We start from the raw sequence: 15,038 nt of genomic DNA on the forward strand, positions 1-15,038 counted from the left end.
CAGCACAAAAAGTGGTGGCTATCCGAGAACCCGTACTCACATTCAACCCTATTGCTGCACATCGGCCCAGCCAGGCAGGAATATCCCTAACAGAGGCTATCCACCCGTTTGGTATACTATCTACAATTATGGTATATACCTCATGTTTCATCGAAACCAACTGAAAACAGCGAGAAAGGGCTCCTAAACATGCGAAACATAATGAAAAAAATAGATTTTCAGGATTTCAGTCTCGCCTATCTCCACCCCCCCACAAACGGCAGAACCCCTATCATTTGTATACATGGCTCATGGGATGATCACCAAAGCTGGAACGGCGTTGCCAACAAGCTCTCTGACCATACGCTCCTGCGCTACGACCGCCGTGGCCACAGCCAAAGCTCCGCTCCCAAAGGCCAAGGTCGCCTGAGCGAAGATGTTGGCGATGTCATCGCACTTTTAGACCATCTGAACCTGCAAACAGCTCATGTCCTCGGACACTCTTATGGGGCCAATGTCTCCATCGTTCTGGCCAGCCGCCACCCGGAGCGAGTCAGTTCGCTGATGTTGCTGGAGCCCCCGGTTTTCAGCCTTTTGCAAGGCGAAAACGAGGCCCTCAGACTGGAGGCAAGCGACTTGATGAAACAAGCCGCCATGATGATAGAAAAGGGACAGGTCGAAGCAGGCGCAAAACTTTTCATCGAGAAAGTCGCCTTCGGAGACAAGGCCTGGCGTGAAGTATTCGACTCGCAGGCCCGTGCCACCATCCTGTCCAATGCACACACGTGGCTCGATCAGTTCCGGGACCCGGATCGCTTGGCGGTCAATGTCAACTCCTTGGCCACATTTCCCGGTCAGATGACATTGCTAACCGGCAGCGCAACACTACCAACCTACGCGGCGGTCATTCAGAAAATTTCGGAACTAGTGCCACGCGCCACTATTCACACCGTCGCAGGAGCAGGCCATGGCATGCATATTTCCCACCCTGAATTAGTGGCTACCGCTCTGAAAGCCCATTTAGAAACAGTGTAAATACGCCTGTCCTCAGAGAGTGGTAATACTCACCGTCGCCTTATCCGCTTTGTTGCAGGAACACAGGCCCTCTCGTGCAAAGACCAAAAAAAATCCGCCCGAAGGCGGATTTCTTCACTGCAAGCTAATCGCTTAACCGCGAACCTGGACCAGAATTTCGTCCAGCCAAGCCAGCATCAGGTCGATTTCGTCGGCCGTGACGTTCAATGCGGGCATGAAACGCAACAGGTTAGGGCGGGGCGAGTTCAGCAACATGCCTTCTGGAGAGCGATCACGGGCAGCAGCCACGATTGCCGGGCCGTCATCCTGATCCAGAATCAGGGCACGCAGCAGGCCTTCACCACGTTCACCATCCATGCCCCACTTGGCGCTGATGGCCAGCAAGCCTTCGGACAGTTGCTTGGCGCGGGCGTTGACCGAATCCAGGAAGCCAGGAGCGGTCAGTTCATCAAACACCGCCACGCCAGCGGCGGTCATCAAGGGATTACCGTTGTAGGTACCGCCCTGATCACCAGGTTGAAAGCAGGAGATTTCCTCGCGTGCGCACAGTGCCGACAAAGGCACGCCACCACCAATACCTTTACCCAAGGTCATGATGTCAGGACGGATGCCCGAGTGTTCGTAAGCAAACATAGTGCCGGTACGGCCCATGCCGGTTTGCACTTCATCCACGATCAGTAGCAATTTGTGCTCGTCGGCCAGAGCGCGCAGGCCCTTCATGAACTCCACGGTCGCGGGAATAACACCGGCCTCGCCCTGTACGGGTTCAAGCATGATGCCCACGGTTTGATCGTCAATCAGTGCGCGCACGGATTCCAGATCATTCAACTTGGCTTTGGGGAAACCTTCAACCTGAGGCGCAAACATGCGATCCCAGCCGGGTTTGCCGGACAGGGACATGGTGGCCAGGGTACGGCCATGGAAAGAGTGCTCAAAAGAAATGATCTTGTAAGCGTTGTTCTTGTTGATCTGACCCCATTTGCGCGCCAGCTTGATGGCGCCTTCGTTGGCTTCACCACCGCTGTTGGCAAAGAACACACGATCAAAGCAGGAGTGTTCCACGATGCGTTTGGCCAACGCGATAGAGGGCTCGTTGTAGAACGCCGGCGAGGGGTTGATCAATTTGGACGCTTGTTCGGTGATCGCCTTGATCACGTTGGCAGGGCTGTGGCCCAGCGCGTTCACGGCCCAGCCCTGGACGGTGTCCAGGTATCGCTTGCCGTTGTGATCTTGCAGCCAAGAACCTTCTCCTCGCACAAAGACCAACTCCGGACGCTGGGTAATTTCCATTAATGCACGTACACCGGCCCGATCGAATTCCATAACGGCAAACCTTGATGAAAATGAAAGAAAAAAAATAAGCCAGCCCGGCGGCTGGACAATTAATTCTAACGCAGCCCACCCCCGGCAGGACGCTTATGCCTGGGACAATGTCCATCTGGCCGTGGATTGTCCCTTTTCTGGTACAGCTTGATGCGAAAACAGCGCGGTTCCTGACTTATCAACAGGAGACGCGCTGTTTTGCTTGAGGCCTGAAGGCTTGTTTTCAGGTGCTACGCTGCCATATCAAACAGGGCCCCGGTCAAGTCGTACCATCAAGGTCGATACACAATAGGCTCCAACTGCCCGATACCGGTCTGCAGCAGCCGCTCGGCCATGGCACGCACATCCCAATGAATCGCGTTACACATCACCGCCGCCCCCTGACGCCGCTCCGGTGAGTAGGCCATGAAGCTGTGATAGCCCGCCCAGCCTCCACCATGTCCCCAGGCAGCATAGTCCTCACCCAGTTGCACCGTTTCCAGCCCGAACTGGTAATTATTTTTGGGTTCGGTAGGGGCCGATTGCGTCAGCAAGCTACGCAGCCCTGTCAGCGGCTGTCCCTGCGGGCTCTGCAAGACCGTGTCTTGCTCCAGATGCTGCAACCAACGCCACATATCTGCTGCGCTGCTGTGCACCTGACCATCCCCCGTCTGCTCCCAGCTTGATTCACTGTTTTGTACTTGCCCATCCTTGACCCGATAGCCACGAGCCAATTGTGGCAACGCAGACGGGTAGCGATCCACAATCGCGGTTTCGTCCATGCCCAAAGGTTCAAAAATATAGCGCTGGGAAAACCGGGACAGTGGCTGACCGCTGACCCGCTCCACCAGTTGGGCCAGCAGAAAATACCCGGTATTGCTGTATTCAAACCGCTCACCCGGCGTAAAGCGCAAAGCGGGATGGGCAGCCAAAACCTCCAGCGTCTCAGACACGGTGACCGTCTCATGCTCTCGGCCTGCCTGGTACAAGGGCTCGATGTAATCCGGCAAACCACCGGTATGACGCAGAACTTGTCGAACAGTGGGTTTGCCCAGTTCACCGGGCAGGTCCGGCCAATACCGGGCCACGGGTTCATCCAAAGCCAATTTTCCATCCCGAACCAGCATCAGGACAGCCAAGGCAGTGAACTGCTTGGACAGGGAGGCCAGATTAAAGCGCGTGTGCTCGTCTATGTACTGACGTTTTTCCAGATCCGCCCACCCCCAGCTTCCTGTGCGTTCCCCTTGCTCCGGATGCAGCAAGGTCCAGGCGCAACCCGGTTTCAGCAGGGGACTGGCCTTTGCATTGACACTCAAACCCAGGCCCAGCAGGGCTAGCCCTATCAGTCGTCTCATCAGAATCGTCCTGAAAAAGTTAAAGACACCTGTCGACCCAGCCCCCAACCGCAAGTCCACAAGGAACCGCAGCCATTGACGTACTGTTTGTCGGCAATATTGGTCACATTCAAAGAAAGTTCGCTGTTTTTCAGCTCAGGCGAGATCCAGCCCAACTGCGTCGCCATCCGGAAATCCGCCACGGTATGGGCCGGGATGCGCAGGCTGGCGTAGCCACCACCGGCCACATCAATGTCCCCGCCGTGGGACGAGCCCACATGACGGATCCCCAGCCCCATAACCGTGCCAGCCAGCGCTGTGCGCCCGGTAAAGGTGTAATCCACCCACAAGGCGGCTTGATGGCGCGGTGTATACAAGGCCGGTTTGCCCTGTTCTTCAGGGATCTCACTGCTAAGCACTTTGGTATTCAGGTAGGAATAACTGCCTATCACAGACCAGTTAGGCGACAAACGGCCTGTGAGCGCTAACTCCAGACCGCGCGAACGCAGTTCTCCGGTTTGCACCTGATCCGGGAAGCCGTGAATCGGGTCGTCCGTCAGCCTGTTGGTCTGGCGCAAATCAAACACGGCGGCACTGGCCATCCAGTTCGCGCCCTCGGGCTGATACTTGACGCCGACTTCGGTCTGCTTGCCTTTCATGGGCCGGAAGGCCACACCGTCTGCCGTCACACCGGCAACAGGCTCAAACGAGGTGGCATAGCTGATATACGGTGCCCAACCCGAATCGAAACGATACAAGGCACCCAGGCGACCCGTGGTGGCCTTGTCGCTCTGGCCCAAATCATCCTCTCCGGACCGGCGGCGGCTGGTGCCACTGACGGAGGAGCGATCATGACGCAGACCGGCCACAAAACGCCAATTCCCCCATGACACTTGGTCTTGCAGATACACGCCGGTCTGACGGCGCCGGTTGCTGACTTCGCTCAAGGTTGTAAAAGGCCCGATCGCTGCGCCGTACTGCGGGTCATACAAATCCAGCAAGCCCCCGCTGCCTTCCGGTCCTACCGAGGCTGTCTGGCGGCGGGCATCAAAGGTGCCCCGGTAATAATCCAGACCCAGCAGCACGGTGTGCTCGGCCTCTCCCAGGTTCCAGCGCCATTCGGACTGCGTGTCCACGCCCAAAGAGCGGGATGTTCCTGTCCCCCGGTTGGCGTAACGCTCCAGCGTGCGCCAATCCCAACCGCCTGCGCTGGGGTCATCGAAGGAGTACATATCGCTGGTTACCGACTCCATCACGGACTTGATGCGTTGCACGCGCAAGTTCTGGCGCAGTGTCCAGTTGTCGTTGATGTCGTAGACCGCAGCCCAGCCGGCCATATCCTGATCGCGGTCATAGCGGTCAAAATGCGGCTCGCCGATAAAGCGCGACAGGGGGATTTTGCCGTTGGGGTTGTCAAACAAGGTGCCGTAGGCGGGCAACCACATATAGTCACTGCCGCCACGGTCGCGTTGCACCGAACCCATCAGGACGATTTCACCGTTCTCGCCCAGCGGCAAGGTGACGGAAGGGGCCAACAACAGGCGTTTACGCTTGACGTGATCAGTACGGCTTTCGGTATCGGAACTTAGTGCCAGCACGCGCCAGGCACTGACGCCATCCTGACCCAATGCGCCGCCCAGATCCACGCTGCCCCGTAGCTGACGCGGCGCCCCCAAGGTCAGTTCAATATTGCGTTGGTCCACTTGAGTAGGGCGCTTACTGACCATATTGACCATACCGCCCGGCACCACCTGACCATACACCACCGAGGCCGGCCCCTTCAGGACTTCAATGCGCTCCAGCATGAAAGGATCAACCTGCGGCAAGGTCCAGTTATTGCCCGCACCGCTGCCGCCGGCCAGCTTCACGCCGTCCAGCCACGCCACGGAATCTGCATTGAAGCCACGCAAGGACATAGTGTCAAAACGTGAATCCACCCCATCAAATTCCACCGCCACGCCCGGCACGTAACGCAAGGCTTCGCCCACCGTGCGAGTGGCCAGAGACTCGATCTGTTGCTGCGTCACGACGGCGATCGAGGCCGGCGTGTCCATGATGTCCGCATCGCTCTTGGTCGCCGTTGCGCTGCGCCTTGCCAGCAGGCCATTCGCGGGCCCGGTTGCGCTTTCGCGTTGAGCCTGCACACGTACCGCTTCCAGCTCCTGGTGACTGCGTGTGCTCAAGCCAGGCGCAGCGCGCAAACGATAACCGCGACCATCCGCCACGGCCTCCAGACCGCTACCTTGCAAAATCTGCCGTAAACCTTGTTCCGGTGTGTAAGCGCCCCTCAAGCCCATGCTGGTCTTGCCGGCAGTCAAAGACGCATCAATAGCCAGTAAAAATCCGCCACGCGCCGCAAACTGATTCAAGACCTGATCCAGAGTGCCTGCGGCAATGTCATAGCTTATTTGCTGACTACTCATGCTTTGAGCCTGAACGCTGGACATCGACAAGGTGCCCGCCAGGCATGCCGCCAGCAGGCAAGGCCCCAGGGCCGAACGGGCAATAGTGAAACGTCTGGGCCGGACCGCAGAACGCATGGATTTAATCAACATGGCTTCTCTCTTCAGGAATAAGCAGCCCAGAACAAAAACCGGGCCTTTGCATATATCCCGAACGAGAATCAAAAAGTGCTACGCCGACGCCGATACCGTGACCCAATACGGCGTCATCATCCGTACCTGCACGGGCAGAGCCTGCGACACCGATTGCAAAATCGCGTCCGTATCCTGCAAGGGGTAGACGCCCGAAATCATCAGCCCAGCCACCGCCGGATCACAGCGCAAGACTCCAGCCCGATAGCGGGCGACTTCTGCCAGAAAATCACCCAAGCGCCAGCGCTCTGCAACCAGCAAACCACGCTGCCAGGCGCTGGCCTGCTCATTGGCTGGTTCTGGGGTATAGCTTTGCTGCTTGCTGAACAGGACCTGCTGTCCGGCCTGCAAGCGTGTGCGCTGACCGACATGGCGGGGGCGCAGTTCTACCGCCCCCTCATAAACCTGGACCGAGACACGCGCCTTAGAAGGCCAATGTCGCACCAGGAAACGGGTACCCAGCGCCTGAACTTCCCCTTCGGGGGTCTGCACCACAAAAGGCCGATGCCGGATTTGCGGGTCGGATGCCGTACTGATCAAAACCTCGCCACCCAGCAAGACGACACTGCGTTGCGTTTCGCTGTATTGCACGTTCAAGGAACTGGCCGTATTCAGGGCCAGCGCGGTGCCATCGGGCAAAGTCAGCTCTTTACGCTGGCCTGATGCAGTGCGGTAGTCTGCATTCCAGGCCGCCCATTGGGGTGTGCGACTCACGCCATAACTGCCCAGCCCGCCACACACCAACAACAGGAAGCTACGCAAAATGGCACGACGCCGCTGTACAGCCTGGGCGGACAAACCAACCTGCAAGACCTGCGACGCCACCTCCTGCGGCGCAAGCTGCATTTGCTGACCAAACTGCTGGATACGGGCCCAGGCCTGCTCATGCAAGGGGTCGGCCGCCAGCCAGATCTGAAAGTCCTGCTGCTCGTGCTCTTGCACTTCACCAGACCAAAAGACGACTTGCCATTCCAGGGCCTGGGCATCAACAGGACTCATGGCGGGACGGGGTGTGCTCACGGCAGGGCGCTCGCGTCCAGATCAGCCATCACAGCAAAACAGGCTTGAGTGGCCTGCAGCATGTATTTGCGTACTGTCGCCACAGCAATGCCCTGACGCTGAGCAATGGCCGAGTAAGTCAGGCCCTCGTAGCGCGACAATAAAAATACTTGCTGGACGCGACCGGGCAGCCCGTCCAAGGCAGCGCAAATACGCAGCAGCACTTCCAGGGTCAGGGCACGTTCTTCAGGAGAGATCGCCGTCGGTTCCGGCATATGCGCCAAGACATCCAGATACGCCTGCTCAATTTGCTGACGGCGGTAGCGATCAATGACCAGCCCCTTGGCGATCTGCATCAGGTGAGGGCGGGCCTGCTCCGGACCGGGGATGCGGCCCGAGCTCATGACACGCACATAAGCGTCATGCACCAGATCGGCCGCATGGTGAGAACAGCCCAAACGTCGCCGTAACCAATCGTGCAGCCAGCCACGGTGCTGGCAATACAACACATGCATGTGTTGCTGCATCTGAGCGACGGTCATCACTTCGGTGGTGGGGCGCTCGTTCACGGGCGACTATCCTGAAACTCAAATAAGAATGAGTCTCATTATATGGATATGCGGCTGGTCTGCCTAGTTTTGAATCAGAACAAGCCGTCCAGATCCAACTGGCGAGGCTGCTCCTGTGGCATTTCACTGATCGGCAGCAAGGCGCTGGCTTTTACCCCCAGCAAGCGCAAACGTCTGTCCAACACGGCACGTTTCAGATTCTGACGGGCAGCGGCCAAGATGGCATCCGCCGACAGCACCGGGGCAGACAGGGACAAGTCACGCGTCACTGTTTTAAAGTCCTCGAACTTCAGCTTGATGCCTATGGTTTGGGCACACATGGCGGATTTGCGTAAATCCTGCTCCAGCTTTTCACACAGGGACTCCAGTACGGCAGACAGACGGGACCGATCCATGCGCACGTGCAGATCACGCTCGAAGGTGGTTTCACGACTGATCGACTTGGGCGTGCGATCGGTGGACAAGGGGCGCTCGTCCTGGCCTTGTGCCACGGCCATCAGCCATTGCGCGTAGCGCAAGCCAAACTGTTCCTGCAATTTTTCTGCCGGCGTGGCGGCCAGTTCACCAATCTGCCGTATGCCCATTTCCGTCAGCTTCACGACCGACTTGGGACCAATACCATTGATCTTGCCCACGGCCAGTGGCCAGATGCGGGTGGGGACATCGTCCATGGTCAGCACACAGGCCCCATTGGGCTTGTTCAATTCCGAAGCAATCTTGGAGAGCAGCTTATTGGGCGTGATGCCTACCGAACAGGTCAGGCCCGTGGCCTGGTTCACCGCCTGGCGGATCTGCTCGGCCAATTCGTGGCTGTCTTCGGTTTTATGACTCAGGTCTACATAGATCTCGTCGATACCCCGATCCTCGATATGGTCTGAAACCGTCGCCACGGCCTGTTTAAACAAGCGCGAATAATGACGGTAGGCTTGGAAATCGGCAGGTAGCAAGATGGCATCAGGGGCTAGTTGGGCCGCCTTCATTAAACCCATGGCCGAGAACACACCCAACTGACGGGCTTCATAAGTCGACGTCGTAGCGACCCCGCGCCCGACATAATCCGCCAGACGGGCATGTTGCCAACTACCATCGGGCAATTGGCGCGGCGTATCCGCACTGCGCCCGCCAATCACCACGGGGCTGCCACGCAAATGCGGGTAGCGCAGCAGCTCTACCGAGGCGTAAAACGCATCCATATCCACATGAGCGATACGCCGCTGCAGGGGTTTTTCTTCTTGTGCCGCCACCTTGATCAGCCTGTTAACTGTATATATGTACACCATTATAGCGACAAGTCTGCCCCGCGCTGATCCGGCCTGAATAAGCGTAGAGATGATATAAATCACTAATACTTATTAAGTAAGCTGACGGCAGGCTGAAACTACATATTGAATCGGCAACAAGCGCCCGGTTACTATGCAGCCTCACTATGAGCCGACACCAACCATCCCATCAGGAGGTTTTCATGAAAAAAACAGTATTGGCTGCTGCGCTGGCAGCTCTGGTCGCCCTGCCCCTGGTAGGCCACAGCAAGACGCTTACTTGGTCCAGCCAGGGCGACTTCATGACCCTGGACCCCCACGCCCAGAACGAAAACCTCACGATCACAGGCAGCATGTATATCTATGAGGCGCTGGTGGACTACGACAAGGATTTCCAGATTGTGCCTAGCCTGGCAACGGCCTGGGAACAACGTGAGCCCACCGTCTGGCGCTTTACGCTGCGCGAAGGGGTGAAATTCCACGATGGCGCTCCTTTTACCGCCGATGACGTGGTGTTCTCCATTGAGCGCGCCATGGCGCCAACGTCCAACTTCAAGGCCTACGTGAACGGCATCGTCAAGGCAGAAAAAGTTGACGACAAGACCGTGGACATTATTACTGCCGCTCCCAACCCGGTTCTGCTGCGCCAATTGACCAGCGTGTTCATCATGAACAAGGCCTGGTCGGAAAAGAACAATGTGACCCAGCCCCAGGACTTCAACAAAAACGAAGAAACCTTCTCGGCTCGCAACACCAACGGTACTGGCCCCTACAAGCTGAAATCGCGTGAAGTGGATGTGCGCACCGTCTTTGTAGAAAACGAAGAATGGTGGAACAAGGGCAACAAGGTGGGTAATGTCACCGAAGTGATCTACGTGCCCATCAAACAGAACGCCACCCGTACCGCCGCCCTGCTGTCTGGCGAAGTGGATCTGGTTCTGGACCCACCGGCACAAGATTTGCAGCGTCTGCGTCAGCAAACCAAGATTGTGGAAGGCAATGAATACCGCACCATCTACCTGGGTCTGGACCAGAAGAACCCCGAACTGAAGTACAGCAGCATCAAGGGCAAGAACCCCTTTGCTGATCAGCGTGTGCGCGAAGCCCTGTACGTAGCCATCGACATCGAAGCCATCAAGAAAGCCGTGATGCGCGGTTCCTCCGCCCCCACCGGCACCATGGTGGCCCCTCAGGTTCACGGCTACACCAAAGAGCTGGCCCAGCGCCTGCCTTACAGCCAGGATCGCGCCAAGAAACTGCTGAAAGAAGCCGGTTACGACAATTCCCTGACCTTCACCCTGGATTGCCCGAACGACCGCTACATCAACGATGAAGCCATCTGCCAGGCCATTGTGGGTATGTGGGCCAAGGTCGGCGTCAAGGCCAACCTGAACGCCATGCCACGTGCCACCTACTTCCCCAAAGTACAAAGCTTTGACTCCAGCGCCTACATGTTTGGCTGGGGCGTGCCCACCTTTGACGCGCTGTACACCCTGCAAAGCCTGATGCACAGCAAGGGCGAGGGCGCTGACGGCTCCTTTAACTTTGGTGGCTACGAAAACGCCGAAGTGGACGCCCTGATCGACCAGATCAAGACTGAAACCGACACCGCCAAGCGCGATGCCGCCATCCATAAGGTTTTGGAAATCCATGCCAAGGAAGTGGGTCATATCCCTTTGCATGACCAGATCATTCCTTGGGCCATGGCCAAGAAGGTCAACGTGATTCATCGTGCGGACAACCGCCTGCTGGCTCAGTGGACCACCATCGACTAAGTTTTTTCCCCACCCCAGCCCCGCCTCCGTGCGGGGCTGGTTCCCATTACGCTGTAGTCATCCGTTTCTACACCAGCCCCCTTGCCGGGCCCTTTCTACACATTAAGGACGACACTGGTCGCGAGTGATCCTCGCGCTCTACCAGGAGACCGCCTATGCTGGTATTTATTATTCGCCGTCTGATCCAGGCTGTTCTGGTGATGCTGACGGTTAGCCTTCTGGCCTTTGTGCTGTTCCGCTACATTGGTGACCCGGTCACCATCATGCTGGGACAGGACGCCACCGAACAAGATCGCGTGGAACTGCGTGCCAGCCTGGGGCTGGACCAACCCGCCCCCGTGCAATTCGGACGCTTTGTGTCCCAGGCTGTACAAGGTGAATTTGGCCTGTCCCTGCGGCAAGCCCAGCCTGTCTCCACGCTCCTGAAAGACCGCCTGCCTGCCACCGTCGAGCTATCCGTGGTGGCCGCCATACTGGCCTTGCTGATCGGCCTGCCGCTGGGCGTGTACACCGCCTTGAAGCGCAATGGTTTCATGGCACAGAGCATTCTGGCCTTTTCCCTGCTGGGCATATCCCTGCCCACCTTCCTGATTGGTATCTTGCTGATCCTGGTGTTTTCCGTGCAACTGGGCTGGCTGCCCAGTTATGGCCGGGGGGAAGTCCTGAAGTTTGGCTGGTGGAGCACCGGCCTGCTTAGCTGGGACGGCATCAAGCATTTGATCCTGCCCGCCATCACGCTCTGTTTGTTCCAGCTCACGCTGATCCTGCGTCTGGTGCGCTCCGAGATGCTGGAAGTGCTGCGCGCCGACTACATCAAATTTGCGCGTGCCCGTGGCTTGTCACAACGCGCCATCCACTTTGGCCACGCCCTGAAAAACACCATGGTGCCGGTTATCACCATCACGGGTCTGCAACTGGGCGGCATCATCGCCTTTGCCATCGTGACGGAAACCGTTTTCCAATGGCCGGGCATGGGTCTGCTGTTTATCCAGGCCGTGCAATTTGCCGACATCCCTGTGATGGCGGCCTACCTCTGTCTGATTGCCCTGGTATTTGTTGTGATCAACCTGCTGGTAGACCTGCTGTACTTCCTGGTCGATCCACGTCTGCGCACCCAATTGTCGGGCGCCAAGGGGCACTAATATGTTCGCTAAATTGAAAACCGCCTGGGATAGCGATCTGGTCTGGTCCTGGCGTCATTCCCCCGTGGCCATCGCGGCCACCATCATGGCCTTGCTGCTGTTTATCGGTGCATTGGGTGCCCGCTGGGTGGCCCCCTACGACCCGTTCGATCTGACCTCTATCGACCTGATGGATGCCTTGCTGGCACCGGCCTGGTCGGAGAACGGCTCGCCCCAATACTGGTTGGGAACAGACAGCCAGGGTCGTGACCTGTATTCAGCCCTGTTATACGGGACGCGCACCTCCTTGCTGATCGGTCTGGCCTCGGTGACTCTGTCCATGGTGGTCGGCATTGTGCTGGGCCTGCTGGCCGGTTACTCCGGTGGCCGTGTGGATGCCTTCATCATGCGGGTGGCCGATGTACAACTGTCCTTTCCAGCCATTCTGATTGCCTTGCTGATCGACGGTGTGGCCCGTGCGGTGTTCCCCTTGAGCATGCACGATGTGGTCGCCTTTCCGGTACTGATCGGGGCCATTGCACTGGCCGGTTGGCCGCAATATGCCCGTACCGTGCGCGGCTCCACGCTAGTGGAAAAAAACCGTGAATACGTGCAGGCTGCCCGCGTTATTGGCGTGTCCTCGCCACGCATCATGTTCAGCCATGTGCTGCCCAATGTAATGGGCCCCGTGCTGGTGCTGGCCACCGTGCATCTGGCCACTGCCATCATTACCGAAGCCACGCTGTCCTTTCTGGGTGTCGGCGTACCGGCCACCTCGCCCTCCCTGGGCACCCTGATCCGGGTCGGTAACGACTTCCTGTTCTCGGGCGAATGGTGGATCACGATTTTCCCTGGCCTGATGCTGGTGCTGCTGGTGCTGTCGGTCAACCTCCTGGGCGACTGGTTGCGTGACGCCCTGAACCCCAAATTGAGCTAAGCCATGACTGCACTCTTAACTGTCCAAGACCTGTGTGTCGAATTTCCGACCCGGCGTGGGGTGCTCCAAGCCCTGGATCATGTGTCCTTTTCCATCGCCCCCGGTGAAGTGCTGGGTGTGGTGGGCGAATCGGGCGCCGGCAAGTCCCTGACGGGTTCCTCCATTATTGGTTTGCTCGATGCCCCTGGTCGCATCAGCGGCGGCCAGATCCTGCTGGAAGGCGAGCGCATCGACAATCTGAACCAGGACCAGATGCGCAAGATTCGTGGCCGCAAGATTGGCGCGATCTTCCAGGACCCGCTGACCTCGCTGAACCCGCTCTACACCGTGGGCCATCAACTGGCTGAAACCATCGTCACGCACCTGCCCCTGTCCTGGAAACAGGCACGGGAACGCGCCATCGAGTTGCTGGAAGCCACCGGCATTCCGGCAGCGCGCGAGCGTATCGACCACTATCCGCATCAGTTCTCTGGCGGCATGCGCCAACGGGTCGTGATTGCGCTGGCACTGGCGGCCGAGCCCAAGCTGATCGTGGCGGACGAACCCACCACTGCGCTGGACGTCTCCATTCAGGCACAGATCATCGACCTGCTGAAAAAACTCTGTCGCTCGCAAGGCACTTCGGTCATGTTGATTACCCACGATATGGGGGTGATTGCCGAGACTGCCGACCGCGTGGCCGTGATGTACGCCGGTCGCATTATCGAAATTGGCCCTGTTCAGGATGTGATCCAGAAACCCAGCCACCCCTATACCCGTGGCTTGATGCGTTCCATCCCCAATCTGCACGCCGGACTGGAACGTCTGGAACAAATCCCCGGCAGCATGCCGCGCCTGAACGCCATCCCGCCGGGCTGTGCCTTCAATCCGCGTTGTGACCGCCGTTTTGATCGTTGCCTGGTCGAACGCCCCGAGCTGTTGCCTGTTCCCCCACAAACACAGGCGGCCTGTTGGCTGCATGCACAGGAGTCCGCATGAGCGCCCCTAAACAAGCCCTGGTCCAGGTCAAGGACGCTGCCTGCTGGTTTGATGTGTCCCCGCCCTTGCTGGAACGCCTGGTTTACCGCAAACCCAAAGTCAACCTGCGGGCGGTCGATGGCGTCAGTTTCACCTTGAACAAGGGTGAAACGCTGGCACTGGTGGGTGAGTCCGGCTGTGGCAAATCTACCGTGGCCCGTTTACTGACGGGTCTGTATTCGCTGACACGCGGCGAGATTCTGTTTGATGGTCAGTCCCTGAAAACCATGGACAAGGCCAGCCAGAAGGCCATGCGCAAGCGTCGTCAGATGATTTTCCAGGATCCCTATGCCAGCCTGAATCCGCGCTGGCGCGTGGGCCGCATCATTGCCGAACCACTGGTCACGCACACCGACATGAGCAGCGCCCAGCAAGAGGCCAAAGTAGCCGAGCTGCTGACGCAAGTAGGGTTGAACCCCAGCGACGCTCAGCGTTACCCGCACCAGTTCTCCGGCGGCCAGCGCCAGCGTATTTCCATTGCCCGTGCGCTGGCCCTGCAGCCTGAATTTATCGTCTGTGACGAGCCGACCTCGGCGCTGGACGTGTCAGTGCAGGCACAGGTACTGAACCTGATGAAGGATTTACAGCGCGAGCTGGGGCTGACCTACCTGTTCATCTCGCACAACCTGGCTGTGGTACACCACGTGGCCGATCGGGTTGGCGTCATGTATTTGGGCCGGATTGTGGAAATTGCGCCACGCGATGACCTGTTCGCGCAGCCTCGCCACCCCTACACGCGCATGTTGCTGGGAGCCATTCCCGACATGAGCGGGGCGGGCAAAAGTCGCATTCCGGTAGCGGGGGAAGTGCCCAACCCGCTGAACCCGCCATCAGGCTGTACCTTCCATCCACGCTGCCCGCTGGCCAATGATCGCTGCCGCCGCGAAGCCCCGGCTTTGCTGCAAACCGGGCAGCACGAAGTGGCTTGCCATGCTGTAGAAGAAGGGCGCGATCAGGCCTGATGTAAAAAACGCTGCATCTACTGCCTTTGGCAGTGGCTGCAGCGTTTTTTTGACCGCTGATTATTCTTGAGCAACACACCTTTCCTGGTCGGAAAGCAGGGCTGGAAAATACCCAGGGTGATGATGTTCTAATGAGCAGCCGGACCATTGCGGCC

12 protein-coding genes are annotated in these 15,038 nt (G+C 58.2%); 6 read left to right on the forward strand and 6 right to left on the reverse strand.

Going from position 1 to position 15,038, the window contains the following annotated elements; all coding sequences use genetic code 11:
- Positions 1-201 precede the first annotated feature (201 nt).
- Positions 202-1,014, forward strand: coding sequence for an alpha/beta fold hydrolase (locus AC6I6N_RS13685; protein WP_406611675.1), 813 nt, complete (start codon positions 202-204; stop codon positions 1,012-1,014).
- Positions 1,015-1,146: 132 nt separating this feature from the next.
- Here AC6I6N_RS13685 and AC6I6N_RS13690 read toward each other — a convergent pair whose 3' ends face one another.
- The 6 genes from AC6I6N_RS13690 to dinB all read right to left on the reverse strand — a co-directional run bounded on the left by AC6I6N_RS13690 (position 1,147) and on the right by dinB (position 9,056).
- Positions 1,147-2,337: an acetylornithine transaminase gene (locus tag AC6I6N_RS13690; protein ID WP_497943577.1), complete on the reverse strand. Its 1,191-nt coding sequence runs from the start codon at positions 2,335-2,337 to the stop codon at positions 1,147-1,149.
- A 272-nt stretch (positions 2,338-2,609) separates the two neighbouring features.
- On the reverse strand, positions 2,610-3,671 hold the full coding sequence (locus AC6I6N_RS13695) for a serine hydrolase domain-containing protein (protein ID WP_094195197.1): 1,062 nt from the start codon (positions 3,669-3,671) through the stop codon (positions 2,610-2,612).
- Entirely contained in the window at positions 3,671-6,205 is a 2,535-nt protein-coding gene (locus tag AC6I6N_RS13700) for a TonB-dependent siderophore receptor (RefSeq protein ID WP_497943578.1), read from the reverse strand. Before AC6I6N_RS13700 ends, AC6I6N_RS13695 begins: the two co-directional genes overlap by 1 nt.
- Before the next feature lie 78 nt (positions 6,206-6,283).
- Positions 6,284-7,264 (reverse strand): FecR domain-containing protein, encoded by a 981-nt coding sequence (locus tag AC6I6N_RS13705; RefSeq protein ID WP_234354366.1) that lies wholly within the window; start codon positions 7,262-7,264, stop codon positions 6,284-6,286.
- Positions 7,261-7,812 carry a sigma-70 family RNA polymerase sigma factor gene (locus AC6I6N_RS13710; RefSeq protein ID WP_335641216.1) on the reverse strand — a complete coding sequence of 184 codons (552 nt, stop codon included), beginning with the start codon at positions 7,810-7,812 and terminating at the stop codon, positions 7,261-7,263. The genes AC6I6N_RS13705 and AC6I6N_RS13710 overlap by 4 nt, the downstream gene beginning before the upstream one ends.
- A gap of 74 nt (positions 7,813-7,886) precedes the next feature.
- Entirely contained in the window at positions 7,887-9,056 is a 1,170-nt protein-coding gene (dinB, locus tag AC6I6N_RS13715; protein WP_257790045.1) for a DNA polymerase IV, read from the reverse strand.
- Between the two features lie 218 nt (positions 9,057-9,274).
- Between dinB and AC6I6N_RS13720 the strand changes: the two genes are divergently transcribed.
- The 5 genes from AC6I6N_RS13720 to AC6I6N_RS13740 all read left to right on the forward strand — a co-directional run bounded on the left by AC6I6N_RS13720 (position 9,275) and on the right by AC6I6N_RS13740 (position 14,883).
- Positions 9,275-10,846: an ABC transporter substrate-binding protein gene (locus tag AC6I6N_RS13720; RefSeq protein ID WP_094195193.1), complete on the forward strand. Its 1,572-nt coding sequence runs from the start codon at positions 9,275-9,277 to the stop codon at positions 10,844-10,846.
- 155 nt (positions 10,847-11,001) lie between these two features.
- Complete coding sequence (locus AC6I6N_RS13725; protein WP_094195192.1) at positions 11,002-11,988, forward strand: ABC transporter permease; 987 nt, start codon at positions 11,002-11,004, stop codon at positions 11,986-11,988.
- 1 nt (position 11,989) lies between these two features.
- A complete protein-coding gene (locus AC6I6N_RS13730) occupies positions 11,990-12,904 on the forward strand; it encodes an ABC transporter permease (protein ID WP_094195191.1) in 915 nt (304 codons plus the stop codon).
- A gap of 3 nt (positions 12,905-12,907) precedes the next feature.
- Entirely contained in the window at positions 12,908-13,882 is a 975-nt protein-coding gene (locus tag AC6I6N_RS13735) for an ABC transporter ATP-binding protein (protein WP_026483910.1), read from the forward strand.
- Positions 13,879-14,883 (forward strand): ABC transporter ATP-binding protein, encoded by a 1,005-nt coding sequence (locus tag AC6I6N_RS13740; protein ID WP_086069875.1) that lies wholly within the window; start codon positions 13,879-13,881, stop codon positions 14,881-14,883. The genes AC6I6N_RS13735 and AC6I6N_RS13740 overlap by 4 nt, the downstream gene beginning before the upstream one ends.
- Positions 14,884-15,038: the final 155 nt, after the last annotated feature.

It is taken from the genome of Alcaligenes sp. LTN-3, from assembly GCF_059735605.1.